The organism is Pandoraea sp. XY-2, from assembly GCF_004193915.1.
In the GTDB taxonomy this organism is placed as follows: Bacteria; Pseudomonadota; Gammaproteobacteria; order Burkholderiales; family Burkholderiaceae; genus Pandoraea; species Pandoraea cepalis.
On the sequence record NZ_CP030849.1, the window covers coordinates 582,069 to 597,398 of the forward strand.

The 15,330-nt window shown below is 64.2% G+C and carries 13 protein-coding genes, 1 tRNA gene and 4 pseudogenes; 9 read left to right on the forward strand and 9 right to left on the reverse strand.

Annotated elements, in window-relative coordinates:
- Positions 1-293 precede the first annotated feature (293 nt).
- A complete protein-coding gene (gene rpoH / locus DRB87_RS02635; protein WP_026131720.1) occupies positions 294-1,232 on the reverse strand; it encodes an RNA polymerase sigma factor RpoH in 939 nt (312 codons plus the stop codon).
- A 220-nt stretch (positions 1,233-1,452) separates the two neighbouring features.
- Here rpoH and DRB87_RS02640 point away from each other — a divergent pair, with 220 nt between their 5' ends.
- The gene (locus DRB87_RS02640) at positions 1,453-1,836 is read left to right on the forward strand and encodes a nuclear transport factor 2 family protein (RefSeq protein ID WP_130024761.1); all 384 of its coding nucleotides are present in this window, start codon (positions 1,453-1,455) and stop codon (positions 1,834-1,836) included.
- Between the two features lie 182 nt (positions 1,837-2,018).
- Here DRB87_RS02640 and ybiB read toward each other — a convergent pair.
- A pseudogene (gene ybiB, locus DRB87_RS02645) lies at positions 2,019-2,973 on the reverse strand (DNA-binding protein YbiB).
- Between the two features lie 198 nt (positions 2,974-3,171).
- On the opposite strand from ybiB, the gene maiA reads away from it, so the two are divergent.
- Together maiA and DRB87_RS02655 are read left to right on the forward strand one after the other, a co-directional pair.
- Positions 3,172-3,819 (forward strand): maleylacetoacetate isomerase, encoded by a 648-nt coding sequence (gene maiA, locus DRB87_RS02650; RefSeq protein ID WP_130024762.1) that lies wholly within the window; start codon positions 3,172-3,174, stop codon positions 3,817-3,819.
- An 8-nt stretch (positions 3,820-3,827) separates the two neighbouring features.
- Positions 3,828-4,514, forward strand: coding sequence for a LysE/ArgO family amino acid transporter (locus tag DRB87_RS02655; protein WP_130024763.1), 687 nt, complete (start codon positions 3,828-3,830; stop codon positions 4,512-4,514).
- 74 nt (positions 4,515-4,588) lie between these two features.
- Here DRB87_RS02655 and ftsY read toward each other — a convergent pair.
- Positions 4,589-5,763 (reverse strand): annotated as a pseudogene (gene ftsY, locus DRB87_RS02660) (signal recognition particle-docking protein FtsY).
- Here ftsY and DRB87_RS23380 point away from each other — a divergent pair.
- From DRB87_RS23380 to DRB87_RS02670, 3 genes and pseudogenes are all read left to right on the forward strand, one after another.
- A complete protein-coding gene (locus DRB87_RS23380) occupies positions 5,678-6,001 on the forward strand; it encodes a hypothetical protein (protein WP_165385205.1) in 324 nt (107 codons plus the stop codon). The pseudogene ftsY and the gene DRB87_RS23380 sit on opposite strands and share 86 nt — an antisense overlap.
- Positions 6,002-6,165: 164 nt before the next feature.
- Entirely contained in the window at positions 6,166-7,584 is a 1,419-nt protein-coding gene (locus DRB87_RS02665) for a pitrilysin family protein (RefSeq protein ID WP_130024764.1), read from the forward strand.
- Between the two features lie 12 nt (positions 7,585-7,596).
- Positions 7,597-9,044 (forward strand): annotated as a pseudogene (locus tag DRB87_RS02670) (M16 family metallopeptidase).
- 116 nt (positions 9,045-9,160) lie between these two features.
- Here DRB87_RS02670 and DRB87_RS02675 read toward each other — a convergent pair.
- Together DRB87_RS02675 and nodI are read right to left on the reverse strand one after the other, a co-directional pair.
- A pseudogene (locus DRB87_RS02675) lies at positions 9,161-10,044 on the reverse strand (ABC transporter permease).
- 8 nt (positions 10,045-10,052) lie between these two features.
- Positions 10,053-10,970 carry a nodulation factor ABC transporter ATP-binding protein NodI gene (gene nodI, locus DRB87_RS02680; RefSeq protein ID WP_130027681.1) on the reverse strand — a complete coding sequence of 306 codons (918 nt, stop codon included), beginning with the start codon at positions 10,968-10,970 and terminating at the stop codon, positions 10,053-10,055.
- A gap of 272 nt (positions 10,971-11,242) precedes the next feature.
- Here nodI and rsmD point away from each other — a divergent pair, with 272 nt between their 5' ends.
- From rsmD to DRB87_RS02695, 3 genes are all read left to right on the forward strand, one after another.
- Positions 11,243-11,836, forward strand: coding sequence for a 16S rRNA (guanine(966)-N(2))-methyltransferase RsmD (gene rsmD, locus DRB87_RS02685; protein WP_130024765.1), 594 nt, complete (start codon positions 11,243-11,245; stop codon positions 11,834-11,836).
- A 55-nt stretch (positions 11,837-11,891) separates the two neighbouring features.
- Positions 11,892-12,386 carry a pantetheine-phosphate adenylyltransferase gene (gene coaD / locus DRB87_RS02690; RefSeq protein ID WP_017232662.1) on the forward strand — a complete coding sequence of 165 codons (495 nt, stop codon included), beginning with the start codon at positions 11,892-11,894 and terminating at the stop codon, positions 12,384-12,386.
- Positions 12,387-12,450: 64 nt separating this feature from the next.
- The gene (locus DRB87_RS02695) at positions 12,451-12,708 is read left to right on the forward strand and encodes a YfhL family 4Fe-4S dicluster ferredoxin (RefSeq protein WP_130024766.1); all 258 of its coding nucleotides are present in this window, start codon (positions 12,451-12,453) and stop codon (positions 12,706-12,708) included.
- A 45-nt stretch (positions 12,709-12,753) separates the two neighbouring features.
- Here the strand turns inward: DRB87_RS02695 and pth are convergent, their stop codons facing one another.
- From pth to DRB87_RS02715, 4 genes are all read right to left on the reverse strand, one after another.
- Positions 12,754-13,350, reverse strand: coding sequence for an aminoacyl-tRNA hydrolase (pth, locus tag DRB87_RS02700; RefSeq protein WP_130024767.1), 597 nt, complete (start codon positions 13,348-13,350; stop codon positions 12,754-12,756).
- A 123-nt stretch (positions 13,351-13,473) separates the two neighbouring features.
- Positions 13,474-14,094 (reverse strand): 50S ribosomal protein L25/general stress protein Ctc, encoded by a 621-nt coding sequence (locus DRB87_RS02705; protein WP_130024768.1) that lies wholly within the window; start codon positions 14,092-14,094, stop codon positions 13,474-13,476.
- A gap of 154 nt (positions 14,095-14,248) precedes the next feature.
- Positions 14,249-15,178, reverse strand: a complete 930-nt coding sequence (locus tag DRB87_RS02710) for a ribose-phosphate pyrophosphokinase (protein ID WP_017232658.1) — start codon at positions 15,176-15,178, stop codon at positions 14,249-14,251.
- Positions 15,179-15,245: 67 nt separating this feature from the next.
- Positions 15,246-15,322, reverse strand: a tRNA-Gln gene (locus DRB87_RS02715).
- Positions 15,323-15,330 lie beyond the last annotated feature (8 nt).

The following is a 15,330-nucleotide window of genomic DNA, read 5'->3' on the forward strand; positions in this document are numbered from 1 at the left end:
CCATTTCGATGCGGATCTACCGTCAGGCAAGACGGCCGAAGAGAAGCGGATTCGAAACACGGGTCCGGCGCAGCGAACGGCCCCCGGGCCGTCCTTCGCACGTAACATGGCCACGTGCAGATTGATTCTATCGACCGCGCTCGCCGGCGACTTTGCGATGCATCAAGTCCGACGCAAATGTCGCGTGAACTTTCGAAGTCCAATAAAAAAACCCCGTGGATCTCACGGGGTTTCGGTGTCGGCGATGTCGTGTGGCAACGTGACGCATTGCCGTCGACAATCCGATCGAGGTGTTACGCAGAGGCTTGCAGCGCGCCCTTCATCTTCTTCATTGCGGCGACTTCGATCTGACGGATGCGCTCGGCAGACACGCCGAATTCGTCTGCCAGCTCGTGCAGCGTGGCGCCGCCGCTGCCGTCGTCGGCCACCGACAGCCAGCGCGCTTCGATGATGCGGCGGCTGCGTGCGTCGAGACGGCCGAGGGCCGTTTGCAGGCCGTCGCTTTGCAGACGGTCGCGCTCGCGTGCGGCGATCACGGCGGTCGGCTCCTGGTGCGAATCGGCCAGATACGCGATGGGGGCGAAGCTTGCGCTGTCGCTGTCGTCGCTATGCCCTTCGAGGGCGATATCGCCGCCCGACATGCGCGTTTCCATCTCGACGACGTCTTCGCGCTTGACGTTCAGATCGCGGGCGACCTGATCGATCTCGTCCGGCGTGAACGCCTGCAGGCCTTGCTTCTGGCTGCGCAGATTGAAGAACAGCTTGCGCTGGGCCTTGGTCGTTGCAACCTTGACCGTGCGCCAGTTGCGCAGCACATACTCGTGAATCTCAGCCTTGATCCAATGCATGGCGTACGACACGAGTCGCACCCCCTGGGTCGGATCGAAGCGCTTGACGGCTTTCATCAGGCCGATGTTGCCTTCCTGGATCAGGTCAGCGTGCGGCAGACCGTAGCCGAGGTAATTACGTGCGATCGACACCACCAGACGCAGGTGCGAGAGCACGAGCTGACGGGCGGCTTCGAGGTCGTCGTTCTCACGCAGACGCTTGGCGAGCGACTGTTCTTCCTCGGCGGTAAGCAGCGGAATACGGTGGACGGCTTGAATATAGCTTTCGATATTGCCCAGACTGCCCGGCAGCATCAATGCAGACGGGGCAAACGCAAGGGCTCGCGAAGTCGGCGCCGTGCCGGTGGCCGGCGTCGTCGGATGCAAAGTGGCGGCAGTACTCAAGTGGCAGACTCCTGGTTAGCCTCTGGAAAGCATTTTAGCACTCTCTTCGAATGAGTGCTAAAGACGTTAGAACCCTTACCGGACGGGAAGTTTCCGCAATCTCGGGGTTTTCCAGCACCCCCCATCAAACGGGGAAAGTCACTGGCGCAAACGTCACGCGGATGGTGTAAATTGCAACCCAAGCCGCGCGCGATTGGGGCGAAGACGACGGGAGGTCGACATGGCGGAGAAGCAACTTGACGCGGTACGCGAACGCGAGTCGGCGCGCTTTGACGCGATGGTCGAAGGGGACGTCGAACAACTCGACGCCCTCTTGGCCGACGGTCTGCACTACGTTCATTCGAACGGTAAACGCGAAAGCAAACGCGAATTTCTCGACGCGCTCACCTCGGGCCGCCGTCGTTACCTCGACATCGATATCCGCGCACAGGAACTGCGCCAGTTCGGCGACACCGTGGTCGTCACGGGCAAGCTGAAGGTCGAACTGGAAACCGCCACCGGCTCGCTCGAGTCGCAAATGGCTTATACGGCGGTGCACGTGCTTGAGGCCAACGAATGGCACCTCATCTCGTGGCAGGCAACTCGCATGGCGTCGACCGACTGAATCGTCAGTATTTCGTCAGGCCGATTGGGCCGCGCATTTCCCTAGCACTCGCTGGATGTTTGCCCCAAAACAGTATAATTGACTAATTTCGGAATGAAATGTTCCGAAAATTATCAAGTATTCTTGGGGGCGTCGAAATCCAGGGGGCCTCGCCGTTGCGCTCGAGCGCGTGCGACTGCTTTCTATTGGATGCGTCCCAATGCCTGACGAATCACCTCGACTTGCCGGGCGATCGGCGCAGGCACGGCAACGGTGCCGGCCAGCACGGCTTCAATCCACTGCGCGGTTGCCGGCGCGTCGGCCGCCGGGAGCATCGGCGGCGTGCCCGTCGCACCGTCTTCCGCTTCCTGCCAAAGTTGGTAAGCCCCATCCGAAAAGCCGTCGATGGCGGCCTGGCGGCGGGCATCCGCGACCGGTTCGCCTTCCGTGCCACGCGCGAGCAGCACGCCCGGCGCCGGACTGTTGGCCGCGTCGGCAAACATCTCACTGAGCGTTGCTCGATATTCCGGGTGCGTGTAATTCACGAGCCGCAACGCCGGGCCGGCAAATGGCTGCAACAACTTCACCACGGTGTGGCCGGAGTTGCGAACACCCAGCGCCGAACGCATCTCCAGCAGTCGCTCCAGCGCCGGGGAAAGCGCCGCAATCGGCAGATAGGCGACACGACGCGTTCGCAGCGCTGCCTCCACCTCGGCCGCGGATTGACAAGCGGCGTGACCCAGCGCGGTAAAGATCGCCTGGGAGCCCACGCGATTCGCGCCGCTGTGATGCTGACCGTGCACGAGTACCGGAATCCCCTCGCGGGCGAGCAGCAGGGCAAGCAGCGGCGTGAGGTTCGGTTGCTTGCGCGCGCCGTTGTAACTGGGCAGCAGCACCGGCGGCGGGGCGTCGGTGGGGGCGACGAGCGGCGTAAACGTCGCGTGTGCGGCGTCGAGCATCGCGCGCAGTTCGACCGGCGTTTCCCCTTGATACGATAGGCGATCAGAACCCCGCCCAGCTCCGCAGGCGCCACGCGGCCGGCGAGGATGGCGTCGAACAGGGTACGCGTCTCGTCGGCGTTGAGTGCCCGTGCGCCTTTCGCCCGCGAGCGATGATTTTGAGCAGTGGTGCACAGGCGAAAGGAGCGGCAGAGGTCATGGCACGTCGGTGTTGGGGTCGCGGGGGCGGTGCAGGGGACGGGCGAGCCGCTGTGATCCTGCCGCCGGATATCCATCCATCATACGCAATCAAGTGTCATCGGGGCCAGCGCTTGAAGTACCATTTCGTGTTCAGACGCAGCCCCTCAGGCTTGAAGCCGGCGCCGCGCCTTCCCCAATTTCGCCTCCGAGGTCAGCCATGTCCACGCTGTATAGCTATTTCCGCAGTTCCGCCGCGTATCGCGTGCGGATCGCCCTGAATTTGAAGGGCCTCGATTACGAGACCGTGCCGGTGCATCTGGTGCGCGAGGGCGGCGAGCAGCGCAAACCGGCGTACCTTGCGCTCAACGTCAACGGATTGGTGCCGACGTTCGTCGACGAGGGCGTGAACCTCCATCAATCGCTGGCCATCATCGAGTATCTCGAAGAGGTGCATCCGACGCCTGCGCTCCTCCCGGCCGACCCGGTGGCGCGCGCTCAGGTGCGGGCACTGGCGCTCGACATCGCCGCCGACATCCACCCGATCGACAACCTGCGCGTGCTGCGTTACCTCAAGCACGACCTGGGGGTGACCGACGCGCAAAAGGATGCGTGGTATGTCCACTGGGTCGTGGAGGGTTTCGCGGCGCTGGAAGCCCGGCTGGCGGCGCAGTCGCCGCAAGGCAGGTTCACCTTTGGTGACACCCCGACGCTCGCGGATTGCTGCCTCGTGCCGCAGGTCTACAACGCGAACCGATTCAAGGTAGACATGACGCCCTTCCCGCGAATCGCCGCCGTCAACGCACATTGCCTGACACTCGACGCTTTCCAGCGCGCGGCGCCCGAAGCGCAACCCGACGCCGAGTAAGCCTCACGATGGTCGATCCCGCGTTCTGGCGGGGCATGGCGTTGGGCGCCAGCCTCATCATGGCCATTGGCGCGCAGAACGCGTTTGTGCTGCGTCAGGGCATTCTTCGACGCCATGTCGGCGTGGTCGTGGCCGTTTGCGCAATTTGCGACATGGTCTTGATTGCGGCGGGGGTCGCGGGCATGGGCGGCTTGATTGCCGCCTATCCGCGCTTCCTGACGGCCGTGACGTGGGGCGGCGCCGCGTTCCTGTTCTGGTACGGCCTGCGCGCGTGGCGTGCCGCATTGCGCGGTGCGGGTGCCTTGCAGGCAGACGGCAGCCGTGCGGCCACACAGGCGATGACCTGGCGGCGAGCGTTCGTGCTCGTGCTGATGCTCTCGTTACTCAATCCGCACGTCTATCTCGATACGGTGATTCTGCTGGGCGGGATCGGCGCTCGCGAGGTGCCGCCCGGGAATGCGTGGTTTGCCGCGGGGGCAATGACCGCCTCCGTGTTGTGGTTCTGCGCGCTGGGCTATGGCGCCCGGTTGCTTGCGCCGCTTTTTGCGCGCGCGCGGGCGTGGCAGATCCTCGATGGGGTCGTCGGCACGATGATGTGGGGCTCTGCGCAGGACTCGTCGCGCAGCAGTGGTAATGCGCTGTTATCGCGCGGCGCTGTCTTGCGCCGTCTGAAAAGGCAACGGCCCGCCGCGTGATGCGAGCGGGCCGTTGCCTTTATGGTCGGCTTTGCGGACCGTGCCGTCGGACGCGCTTCGCTGAGTTCGCTGAGTTAGCCGAGCAAGGCGTCGGCGAATTCGCGCGCCGAGAACGGCTGCAGATCCTCGACCTTTTCGCCCACGCCGATGAAGTACACCGGCACCGGACGCTGGCGCGCAATGGCGGCGAGAATGCCGCCCTTGGCCGTGCCGTCGAGCTTTGTCACGATGAGGCCGGTGAGTTGCAGCGCGTCGTCGAACGCCTTGACCTGAGTGAGCGCGTTTTGTCCCGTGTTGGCGTCGATCACGAGCAGCACCTCGTGCGGTGCGCCCTCGGCAGCTTTGCCCAACACGCGCCTGATCTTCTTCAACTCTTCCATCAGATGCAATTGTGTGGGCAGTCGACCCGCGGTGTCGGCCATCACGATGTCGATCTTGCGCGCGCGTGCGGCAGTGACGGCGTCGAAGACGACGGCGGCCGGGTCGCCGTTTTCCTGTGAGACGACGGCGACGTTGTTGCGCTCACCCCAGATCGCCAGTTGTTCTCGTGCCGCCGCGCGGAAGGTGTCTCCGGCGGCGAGCAGCACGGACTGCCCGTAGTGCTGGAAGTGTTTGGCGAGCTTGCCGATGCTTGTCGTCTTGCCTGCGCCGTTCACGCCCGCGATCATCACGACCAACGGCGCCTCGCGACCCAGGACCAGGCTTTGTTCCAGCGGCTGCAGCAATTCGACCAGCAGATCGTGCAGCGCGCGCTTGACCTGCTCGCCTTCGGTCAGCCGGTCAGTCTTGACCTTCTTGCGCAGGGCGCCGATCAGGAAAGCCGTGGCTTCCACGCCGGCGTCGCTCATCAGCAAGGCGTCTTCCAGTTCCTCGAACAGGTTCTCGTCGACTTTCACGCCGATGAAGATGCCCGTGAGACCGGCGCTCGTCTTCGACAGTCCTGCCTTCAGGCGCGTGAGCCAGGACCGCTTGGCGGCCGGAGCTTGCGCGGGGGCCGCGACGATCTCGCCGATGGCGTCGCCGTGGGCATCCTTGACAACGACGGCCGGGGCGGTGCGGCCGGCTCAATCGGCTCAATCGGTTCAATTGGCTCGAGGGGCTCCGCCAGTTCCGCCTGTTCGGGCGCGATCTGCGGAGCGAGCGTCGGCGTGGACTGCGCAGGCGTGACGAGCGATGGGACATTCCCCCGCGCCGGTTCGGACAGCGCCGCATTTTCGACCGGGGTGACAGGCGAGGACGGGGCGTCGATCGGCGCGGTGGGCGCCGGTGCGGCTTCGGCCGGCGCGGGCGCGGGGGCAACGGCCGGTGCGATGTCGGCCTTCGCCGCAGCGTCTTCGACCGGCAAGCTTGGCGAAGCGGGCGTTTCCGGGATTTCCGGCGATGGCGCCAGCGCGTCGGACGCGAGAGATTCGGTCGATGCGGGACTCGTCTCGGCGGCTTTGTTACCGCCCGACTTGAAGCGCTTGAAGAAACTGAACATGGGGTGAAGAACTCGACGTGGGCGCACGCGGTCGGCGTGCGTCTGTGATTTGTCTTGCCATTCGCGTCGCACAAAACGCCCTACAATGGGCGGGTCGTGATTTCCGACGCGGGAGATGCGACGTATTTTATCAGACGCGAATCAACGTCCGTGACGGGCGAAAGGGGATCCATGACGGGAACCATGCGCTGGCGACATACCTTGGCCGGACTCATCCTGGCCAGTGTGGCATGCCTGAGCCAGGCGGCCGACACCGCCGGCAGCAAAACGGCGGATAACACGTCGGAATTCACGTTATCGAACGGGCTGCGGTTGATCGTGCGCGAAGACCACCGGGCACCAACGGTGGCCCATGTGGTCTGGTACCGCGCTGGCTCGCTCGACGAATTCAACGGCACGACGGGCGTGGCCCACGTGCTCGAACACATGATGTTCAAGGGCACCAAGGCTGTCGGGCCGGGCCAGTTTTCGCGTCAGGTGGCGGCCCTGGGTGGCCGTGAAAATGCGTTCACCAGCAAGGACTACACCGGCTACTTCGAGCAGACGGAGAAGTCGCGTCTGCCGGAGATGATGCGTCTCGAGGCCGACCGCATGGCCAACCTCACGCTCTCCGGCGACGAGTTTGCCAAAGAGATCCAGGTGGTCATGGAGGAGCGCCGGCTGCGCACGGACGATCAGCCGCGCGCATTGCTCTACGAGCAACTGATGGCCTCGGCGCTCGTTGCCAATCCCTATCGTCGCCCAATCGTCGGCTGGATGGACGACCTTCAGCACATGACCGTCCAGGACGCCCGCGACTGGTATGCGCGCTGGTACGCGCCGAACAATGCAGTGGTGGTCGTGAGCGGCGATGTCGATCCCGCGCAGGTCAAGCAACTCGCCGAGACCTATTACGGCCCGCTCAAGCCGCATGCGTTGCCTGATCGGCGTCCTCAGAACGAGCCGGCCCAACTCGGCGTGCGCCGGGTGTTCGTGAAAGCGCCTGCCGAGAATCCACACGTGATGCTCGCGTGGCGTGCGCCTCGTCTGACCGACGTCGAAAAGGACGACGACGTCTATGCGTTGCAGGTGCTCGCCGCCGTGCTCGACGGCTATGGCAATGCGCGTCTGACGAGCCATCTCGTGCGCGAGCAACGCATCGCGAACGATGTCGGTGCCAACTACGATGGCGTGGGCCGTGGCCCGCAATTCTTCCTTCTCGACGGCACCCCCGCGAAGGGCAAGACGCCTGAGCAGCTCGAGAAGGCGCTTCGCGCGCAGGTGGCCGATATTGCGGCGCATGGTGTGACCGAGGCGGAACTTGGGCGCGTGAAGGCGCAGGTCGTCGCCTCGCAAATCTACAAACGCGACTCGGTGTTCGGCCAGGCGATGGAGATCGGCTTGAACGAAATGTCGGGCATCTCGTGGCGGCAGATCGATCGCATGCTCGACAAGGTGAAGGCGGTCACGCCGGCACAGGTGCAGGCGGTGGCCGGCAAGTACTTCGGCGACGCGTCCCTGACCGTGGCGACGCTGGTCCCCCAGCCCATCGACGAAGCGACACGAAAGCGCCGCGCCCAAGGGGCGGAAGACTTGAAGAACATGCGCTGAGAGGGCCACACGATGATGAAAATTTCCGCACTGTTGCGTGCGTTCTCCGTGCCTGCGCGCACGGGCTTTACGGCGAGCGTTGCTGCCGTTGCCGCGGGCGCGATTATTGCCGTCACACCGCTGAGTGCTCGCGCGGCGCTGCCGATTCAAAGCTGGGTGGCGCCGTCGGGCGCCAAGGTGATGTTCGTCGAGAGTCGTTCGATCCCGATGATCGACCTGAACATCGACTTCGATGCAGGCAGTCGCTACGATCCGCCGGGCAAGTCCGGTCTGGCGATGCTCACGGCGGGCTTGCTCGACGCGGGGGCGTCCGCCGCAGCGGGGCGCCCCGCGCTGACCGAGGCGCAGATTGCCGATCGCTTTGCCGACGTGGGGGCGATGGAAGCGACGAGTGCCGGACGCGATGCCGCGACCGTCACCCTGCGCACGCTGTCGTCGGCGACCGAACGCGATGCGGCGGTCGGCGCGATGGCGCAGTTCCTGCAACATCCTACGTTCCCCGATGCGGTGCTCAAGCGGGAAGCGGCGCGTCTGTCGTCGGCGATTGCGGAATCCGATACGAAGCCCGAGGCGATCGCCGAGAAGGCATTTCGCCGCGCGATCTATGGCAGCCATCCGTACGGCGTCAGCCCGACGGTGGCGAGTGTGACCGCCGTGAAGCGCGACGATCTGGTGCGTTTCTACCGCGACATGTACAGCCCGAAGCGTGCGGTCGTGACGATCGTCGGGGACATTGATCGAGCGCAGGCGGAGGCGCTCGTCGCCATGCTGACCGACGCCATGCCCGTGGGCGTGACGCCGCCGGCGATGCCGCCGGTCGCGTCGTTGGGCAGTGCCATGCAGATCGATCTGCCGCACCCGGCGGAACAGGCGCATATCGTGACGGGGCAGGCATCGGTGGCACGCAGTGATCCCGACTACTTCCCGTTGCTCGTGGGTAACTATGTCCTGGGCGGCGGGGCTTCGTGTCTCGCTTGACGGCAGAGGTGCGCGAGAAACGCGGTCTGACGTACGGTGTGTCGAGTGGCTTCATGCCGCAGTTGCAGGAGGGGCCGTTCGAGATCAGTTTGCAGACGCGCCGCGAGCAGGCACCGGAGGCGCTCAAGGTCGTGCGTGAAACACTCGCCAAGTTCGTCCAGGACGGGCCGACCGACGCGGAGATGCAGGCCGCCAGGGACAACCTGACCAACGGCTTCCCGCTGCGACTCGACAGTAACCGCAAGCTGCTGGCGAACGTGGCCGCTATCGGCTTCTATCACCTGCCGCTGGACTACCTCGATACGTGGACCCGCAACGTTCAAGCCGTGACCGCCGCGCAGGTAAAGAGCGCCTTCGCGCGTCACGTGCAGCCGGACCGGCTCGTCACGGTTGTCGTGGGGCCGAGCAACGTCTTCGGCGGCGCAAGCGCAGGCGCGGCGGCGCCCGGCGCCAAATCTTCGGCAGGCAAGCAAACGAAATAATCGTCGCATCGTCGTGGGATTGACGCGACGTATTGGCATACGACAGACGGCACCGACAGCTTTCGGTGCCGTTTTTCGTTGTCTTGCGTGAGCGGGCCGAAAGGTACGGCGCGGCGTTACCGAAGAATGCGCCTGCGCAGCAGTACGAGTGCCGCGGCGAACCCGACGACTGCATAGATAGCGAGCGCGCTTGCATGCAGCCATGGCAGGTCGATGGGGCGTCCGAGCATGGCGGGGCGGATCAGCGCTACCGCGTGGGCCAGGGGCAGCCATTCAGTGACGTGACGGGCTGCCGCCGGCAGTTGCGCCAAGGGGAAGAACACCCCGAGAGCAGCAGCATCGGTGTCATGACCAGCGTCTGGTAAAACATGAAGAAGTCATAGCTCGGCGCGAGCGCCGTCATCACCATCGCCAGACTGGCGAACGCGAGTCCCGCCAGCAGGATCGCCGGCAGTACGACAGGTATGCTGTCGATGCGCGCATAGCCGAGTGCGCTGGCCACCAGCAGGATCGCGACACCTGAGAGCACGGCCTTGCTCGCAGCCCACACGACTTCGCCGAGCACGACGTCGCCCAGCGTGAGCGGCGTGTGCATGAGCGCTTCCCACGTGCGCTGCACATGCATGCGCGAGAAGCCCGAGTACATCGATTCGAAGCTGGCGGAGAACATCACGCTTGAGCCAACGGTCCCTGCGGCGAGAAACGCAATGTATGAGGTGCCGTCGACCTCGCCGACCATCATGCCGAGGCCGAACCCCAGCCCGAAGAGATAGATCATCGGGTCAGCCAGATTGCCGAACAGCGACGCGATGGCGAGCTTGCGCCAGACGAGGAAGTTGCGCCGCCAGACGCCCATCCACGACGAGATGCCGGGCAGGTAGCGAGGCGTCTCCGGGGGCGTTCGTGGGTGGGCCCGCGCGGTGCGCGCCCGCCGTCGAGACTGCCGCGCTGTCGCCGGTGTCGCGTGTTTCGCGTGTTTCGAGTGTGTCGGGCATGGGATGGTCACGTTCAGTCATCGCGCATCTCCCGGCCGGTGAGTTTGAGAAAGACGTCCTCCAGATTGGCTCGCCGATGCAGATATCGAACGCCGGGCTGATCTTGCAGCGCTGCAACGACCGGCACCGCGTCGCGCACATAGCAGAAGTGGGTCTCGCCACTCGTCTCGATGCGCTCGGCCAGCGGCGTCAGGCGCGCGAGCAGGGCTTGCGGCACGTCGCCGAACACCTCCACGACATCGCAGCCGATTTCGCGCGCAACCAGTTCGGGCGGCGTGCCCTCGGCGATCTTGCGGCCGGCGTCGATCACGCACAGACGATGGCACAGGCGCTCAGCTTCTTCCATGAAGTGCGTCGTGAGCAGAATCGTCTTGCCCTCGTTCATCAGCGACTTGAGCCGTTCCCAGATCAGGTGGCGAGCTTGCGGATCGAGGCCCGTCGTGGGCTCGTCGAGCACAAGCACATCGGGATTGTTGATGAGCGCCCGGGCGAGTGTGAGACGTCGTTTCATGCCGCCTGAGAGTTGGCCGACGCGGGCGTCTGCCTTCGACTCGAGTCGCGCGAACGCGAGCAGGGCGGGCACGCGTTCCCGAAGCTCGGCAGAGGAGAGTCCGAAATAGCGTCCGAAGACCGCGAGGTTCTCGCGCACGGTGAAGTCGGGGTCGAGGTTGTCGAATTGTGGCACGACACCGACGCGGCGTCGCGCCTGTGGCGCCTGTCGCGGCACGGACAGGCCACCGAGACGGATTTCACCGCTGTCGGGCGTGACCAGGCCCAGCAGCATGCGCAACGTGGTGGTCTTGCCCGCCCCGTTGGGCCCGAGCAAGCCGAAGCACTCGCCCGGTGCGACGCGCAGCGAAAGATGGTCGACCACGGAACGGCCGTCATAGGCCTTGCACAGCTCAATTACCTCGATGGCGGCGTCGGTCATGGCGAATCGGGCGGTTTCCTGTGATGTCCTGCCGGGCGCGTCGTCGTTGTGCCACTGGCGTCGAAGCAGACGCTCGCCGTTCGGGATCGACGCATCGCCTGCCATCGTATGCCTTGATGGGGCAGGTCTTGCGGGCGATGTGGTATGTTTCGCCTCAACAATGTAGCGTGAATTGTCATGATTTTGGATTCCTGGCGTGCGCAGCCGCGCGCGCGAACTCATTTTTGCACGGGTGACGGTGTCTCCGGCAAGGCTGTCCTGCGGGGAACACGATGAAGTCCGGTTCGGGAAACGTGGCACGCGGCGCGCCGCAGCAGGTGCGCATCATCGGCGGCCAGTGGAAGCGCACGCCGCTGCCGGTGCCGTCGGGCGAAGGCCTGCGGCCCACGCCTGACCGTGTGCGGGAAACCCTGTTCAATTGGCTGGGGCAGGATCTGGGCGGCATGCGGTGCCTCGACGCGTTCGCAGGCAGCGGCGCGCTGGGATTCGAGGCCGCCTCGCGCGGTGCCGCCCGGGTGCTGATGGTCGAGCACGCCGCGCGGGCCGTTCGGCAACTGCGTGCCAATCAGGCCAAACTCGGGGCCGATCAGATCGAGATCGTGCAGGCCGATGCCCGCCGCCTGATAACCACACTCCCGCCCGGGGCTTTCGACGTGGTGTTTCTCGATCCGCCGTTTGCGAGCGGCTGGATGAACGACCTGCTGGCGCCCGCGGCCCGTCTGCTCGCCCCTGGCGGGGTGATCTACGCCGAATCGGACATCGCGCTGGAGGACGACGCACTGGCGGTGCTCGACCTCACATGCCTGCGACGGGCGAAAGCCGGGGCCGTGCATTATCATTTGCTTGAATCGATACCGAAAACCTAGAGACCACAATGAACAAGTACGCAGCACAGGTCCCCAGCCGCGAGGAGACGTTCGCATGGTAGTGGCGATTTATCCGGGGACGTTCGACCCGTTGACCCGAGGACATGAAGATCTGGTCCGCCGCGCGGCAGGGATTTTCGACAAGCTCGTCGTCGGCGTGGCGGATAGCCGAAACAAGAAGCCGTTCTTCTCACTGGAAGAGCGCATCGACATCGCGCGCGAAGTGCTGGGTCACTATCCGAACGTCAGCGTGGAAGGGTTTTCCGGGCTGCTCAAGGACTTCGTGCGCAAGCACCAGGCCCGTGTGATCGTGCGCGGCCTGCGCGCCGTGTCCGACTTCGAGTACGAGTTCCAGATGGCCGGGATGAACCGCTATCTGTTGCCCGATGTGGAAACGATGTTCATGACGCCGTCTGACCAGTACCAGTTCATCTCGGGCACGATCGTGCGCGAGATCGCGCAACTGGGCGGCGACGTCAGCAAGTTCGTGTTTCCTTCCGTCGAAAAATGGCTGATGACGAAAGTCGGCAGCCTGCCGACGAACGGATGAGTATCGCGTACGCCGGCCCGGCCCTTGCGGCTGACCGGCGTTGCGATACGGCTGGAGGTGCCGTATGGCCTTGATGATTACCGATGAATGCATCAATTGCGACGTGTGCGAGCCAGAGTGCCCGAACGACGCGATTTCGATGGGGGTCGAGATTTACGAGATCGATCCGAACAAGTGCACCGAGTGTGTGGGGCACTTCGATGAACCGCAGTGCGTGCAGGTGTGTCCGGTGGAGTGCATTCCCCTCAACCCCGAACACGTCGAGACGCCCGAGCAACTGCTCGAGAAGTACACCCATCTGCAAGCGGCCAAGACGGCCTGAGCGACGTGCAAGCCAAGCCAGCCGCGCACTGCGCGGCAGCGCCGCTTACTTCCCCGGCGCGGCGTGCAGGCGCATCATTGCCTTTTCCATCTCGCCTTTGACGACCTGATCGACGATGTCGAGCGAGCGCGACATCGCGTCGTCGATCTGCGCCTGCTCTTCCTTGCGCGGTGGCTTGAGCACGAAGTCCACGACCTGCTGTTGGCTGCCCGTCGGCTGAAGCGTGCGCGGATGGCCGATGCCCAGGCGCAGACGCCAGAACTCGGGCGTCGTCAGATGCGCGGCAATGTCCTTCAGTCCGTTGTGACCACCGCTGCCCCCACCACGCTTGAGTTTCACCGTGCCAGGTAGCAGATCGAGTTCGTCGTGCACGACGAGGATTTCATCCGGCAGGATCTTGTAGAAGCGTGCGAGCGCCACAACCGACTGCCCCGAGCGGTTCATGAAGGTCTGTGGCTCGAGCAACCAGACTTCCTGGCCGGCAATGCGGGTGCGCGCCGCAAAGCCGTGGAAGTTCTTCTGGTTCGTGAGCGATGCACCGCATTGCTGCGCCAACGCGTCGACGAACCAGAAGCCGGCGTTGTGACGCGTTGCTGTGTATTCGGCGCCCGGATTGCCGAGCCCTACGATCAGCTTGATCATTTCGGTATCACGATCTTGGCGCGCGCCGAATCGGCATGCGCGCCGCCATAAAAAAACCCGCCGGACATGACGTCGCGGCGGGTCTTGCGTCCAGCGTCGCCGCTGAAGGCTAACGCGCGGGCCTTAGGCGGCCGGCGCTGCACCTTCGGCAGCCGGGGCAGCCGCTTCGTCAGCAGCCGCACCTGCCGGTTGGACGGCTTGCGCGACCACCGGGTTTTCTTGCTCGACGTGCAGCGTGAGCGTCACGCCGGCGGGCAGCTTGACGTCCTTGGCGTGCACCGTCTTGCCCGCTTCCAGCGTCGACAGGTCGACTTCCAGGAATTCCGGCAGCTTGCCCGGCAGGCAGTTCACGTCGAGTTCGTTCACGGTGTGGCTGATCACGTTCGACGCCAGCTTCACGGCCGGGGCGTTCTCAGCGCCCAGGAAGTGCAGGGGCACCTTCACGTGAATCGACTTGTTCGGATCGACACGTTGGAAATCCACGTGCAGAACCAATTGCTTGAACGGGTGGTACTGCACATCGCGCAGCAGCACTTGTTCGGTCTTGCCGGCAACTTCCAGCTCGAGAATCGACGAGTGGAACGCTTCCTTGCGCAGGGCATGCCACAGCGCATTGTGATCGAGCTCAATCATCTTCGGATCAACGTTTCCACCGTACACGATGCCCGTGGTCTTACCGGCATTGCGCAGGCGGCGGCTCGCACCCGTACCTTGCAGATTACGCTCAAAAGCGACGACTTTCATAACAACTCCTTGGACTGCCCGCGACCAGGCAGCGATAGCTTCCCAAATGCCGTGCAAAAAACATCGGCTTCAGGAATGACAAAGGCGGGGAGACGCTCCCCGCCGACACAACAACGGCGCCACACAGGCGCCGTCGCAAAAATTTACCGAACGCTTATTCCGCGAACAGCGACATTACCGAGTCGCCACGACGGATACGCGAGAACGTCTCGGCGAGCAAATTGGCACAGCTCAACTGGCGGATCTTGCCACCCTTCGAGTCGTCGCGCAGCGCGATCGTGTCCGTCACGACCACTTCGTCGAGTTCCGACGCGTTGATGCGCGCCGCCGCACCGCCGGAAAGCACCGGGTGCGTGCAGTACGCATACACCTTCTGTGCGCCACGTTCCTTGAGCACCTGCGCGGCTTTGCACAGCGTGCCGGCCGTGTCGACCATATCGTCCATGATGACGCAGGTGCGGCCTTCGACTTCACCGATGATGTTCATCACTTCGGCGACGTTGGCCTTCGGACGACGCTTGTCGATGATGGCCAGATCGCAATGCAGTTGCTTGGCGAGCGCACGCGCACGCACCACACCGCCAACGTCCGGCGAGACCACCAGCAGGTTTTCGTGGTTCTGCGCGCGCACGTCGGCCAGCAGCAGCGGCGACGCGTAGATGTTGTCGACCGGGATATCGAAGAAACCCTGAATCTGGTCGGCGTGCAGGTCCATCGTGATGATGCGCTCGACGCCCGCGATTTGCAGCATGTTGGCGACGACCTTCGCCGAGATCGCCACGCGCGCCGAACGGGGGCGGCGATCTTGACGGGCATAGCCGAAATACGGGATGGCAGCGGTGATCCGGCCGGCAGACGCGCGCTTGAGCGCATCGACCATGATCATCAGTTCCATCAGGTTGTCGTTGGTCGGCGCGCACGTCGACTGGAGGACGAAGACGTCCTTGCCGCGCACGTTTTCCTGGATTTCGACCTGGATCTCACCGTCCGAGAACCGGCTCGCCATGGCCTTGCCGAGGGGAATGCCGAGAGTGTCGACGACCGCTTGGGCCAGGGCGGGATTGGCGTTCCCGGTGAATACCATTAGGTTATCACTACTCATCTGGCTACCTGCGGAACGTTGGGATGCTGAGACTGCACGACAGAGAAATTGGCAGGGGAGGAAGGACTCGAACCCTCGTATGCCGGAATCAAAATCCGGTGCCTTAACCAACTTGGCGACTCCCCTACACTAAC

Coding starts and splice junctions, on each gene's coding strand:
- DRB87_RS02640 (WP_130024761.1), top strand. CDS start 1,453: ATGGCGGAGAAGCAACTTGACGCGGTACGCGAACGCGAGTCGGCGCGC.
- maiA (WP_130024762.1), top strand. CDS start 3,172: ATGTCCACGCTGTATAGCTATTTCCGCAGTTCCGCCGCGTATCGCGTG.
- DRB87_RS02655 (WP_130024763.1), top strand. CDS start 3,828: ATGGTCGATCCCGCGTTCTGGCGGGGCATGGCGTTGGGCGCCAGCCTC.
- DRB87_RS02665 (WP_130024764.1), top strand. CDS start 6,166: ATGACGGGAACCATGCGCTGGCGACATACCTTGGCCGGACTCATCCTG.
- nodI (WP_130027681.1), bottom strand. CDS start 10,970: ATGACCGACGCCGCCATCGAGGTAATTGAGCTGTGCAAGGCCTATGAC.
- rsmD (WP_130024765.1), top strand. CDS start 11,243: ATGAAGTCCGGTTCGGGAAACGTGGCACGCGGCGCGCCGCAGCAGGTG.
- coaD (WP_017232662.1), top strand. CDS start 11,892: ATGGTAGTGGCGATTTATCCGGGGACGTTCGACCCGTTGACCCGAGGA.
- DRB87_RS02695 (WP_130024766.1), top strand. CDS start 12,451: ATGGCCTTGATGATTACCGATGAATGCATCAATTGCGACGTGTGCGAG.
- pth (WP_130024767.1), bottom strand. CDS start 13,350: ATGATCAAGCTGATCGTAGGGCTCGGCAATCCGGGCGCCGAATACACA.
- DRB87_RS02705 (WP_130024768.1), bottom strand. CDS start 14,094: ATGAAAGTCGTCGCTTTTGAGCGTAATCTGCAAGGTACGGGTGCGAGC.
- DRB87_RS02710 (WP_017232658.1), bottom strand. CDS start 15,178: ATGGTATTCACCGGGAACGCCAATCCCGCCCTGGCCCAAGCGGTCGTC.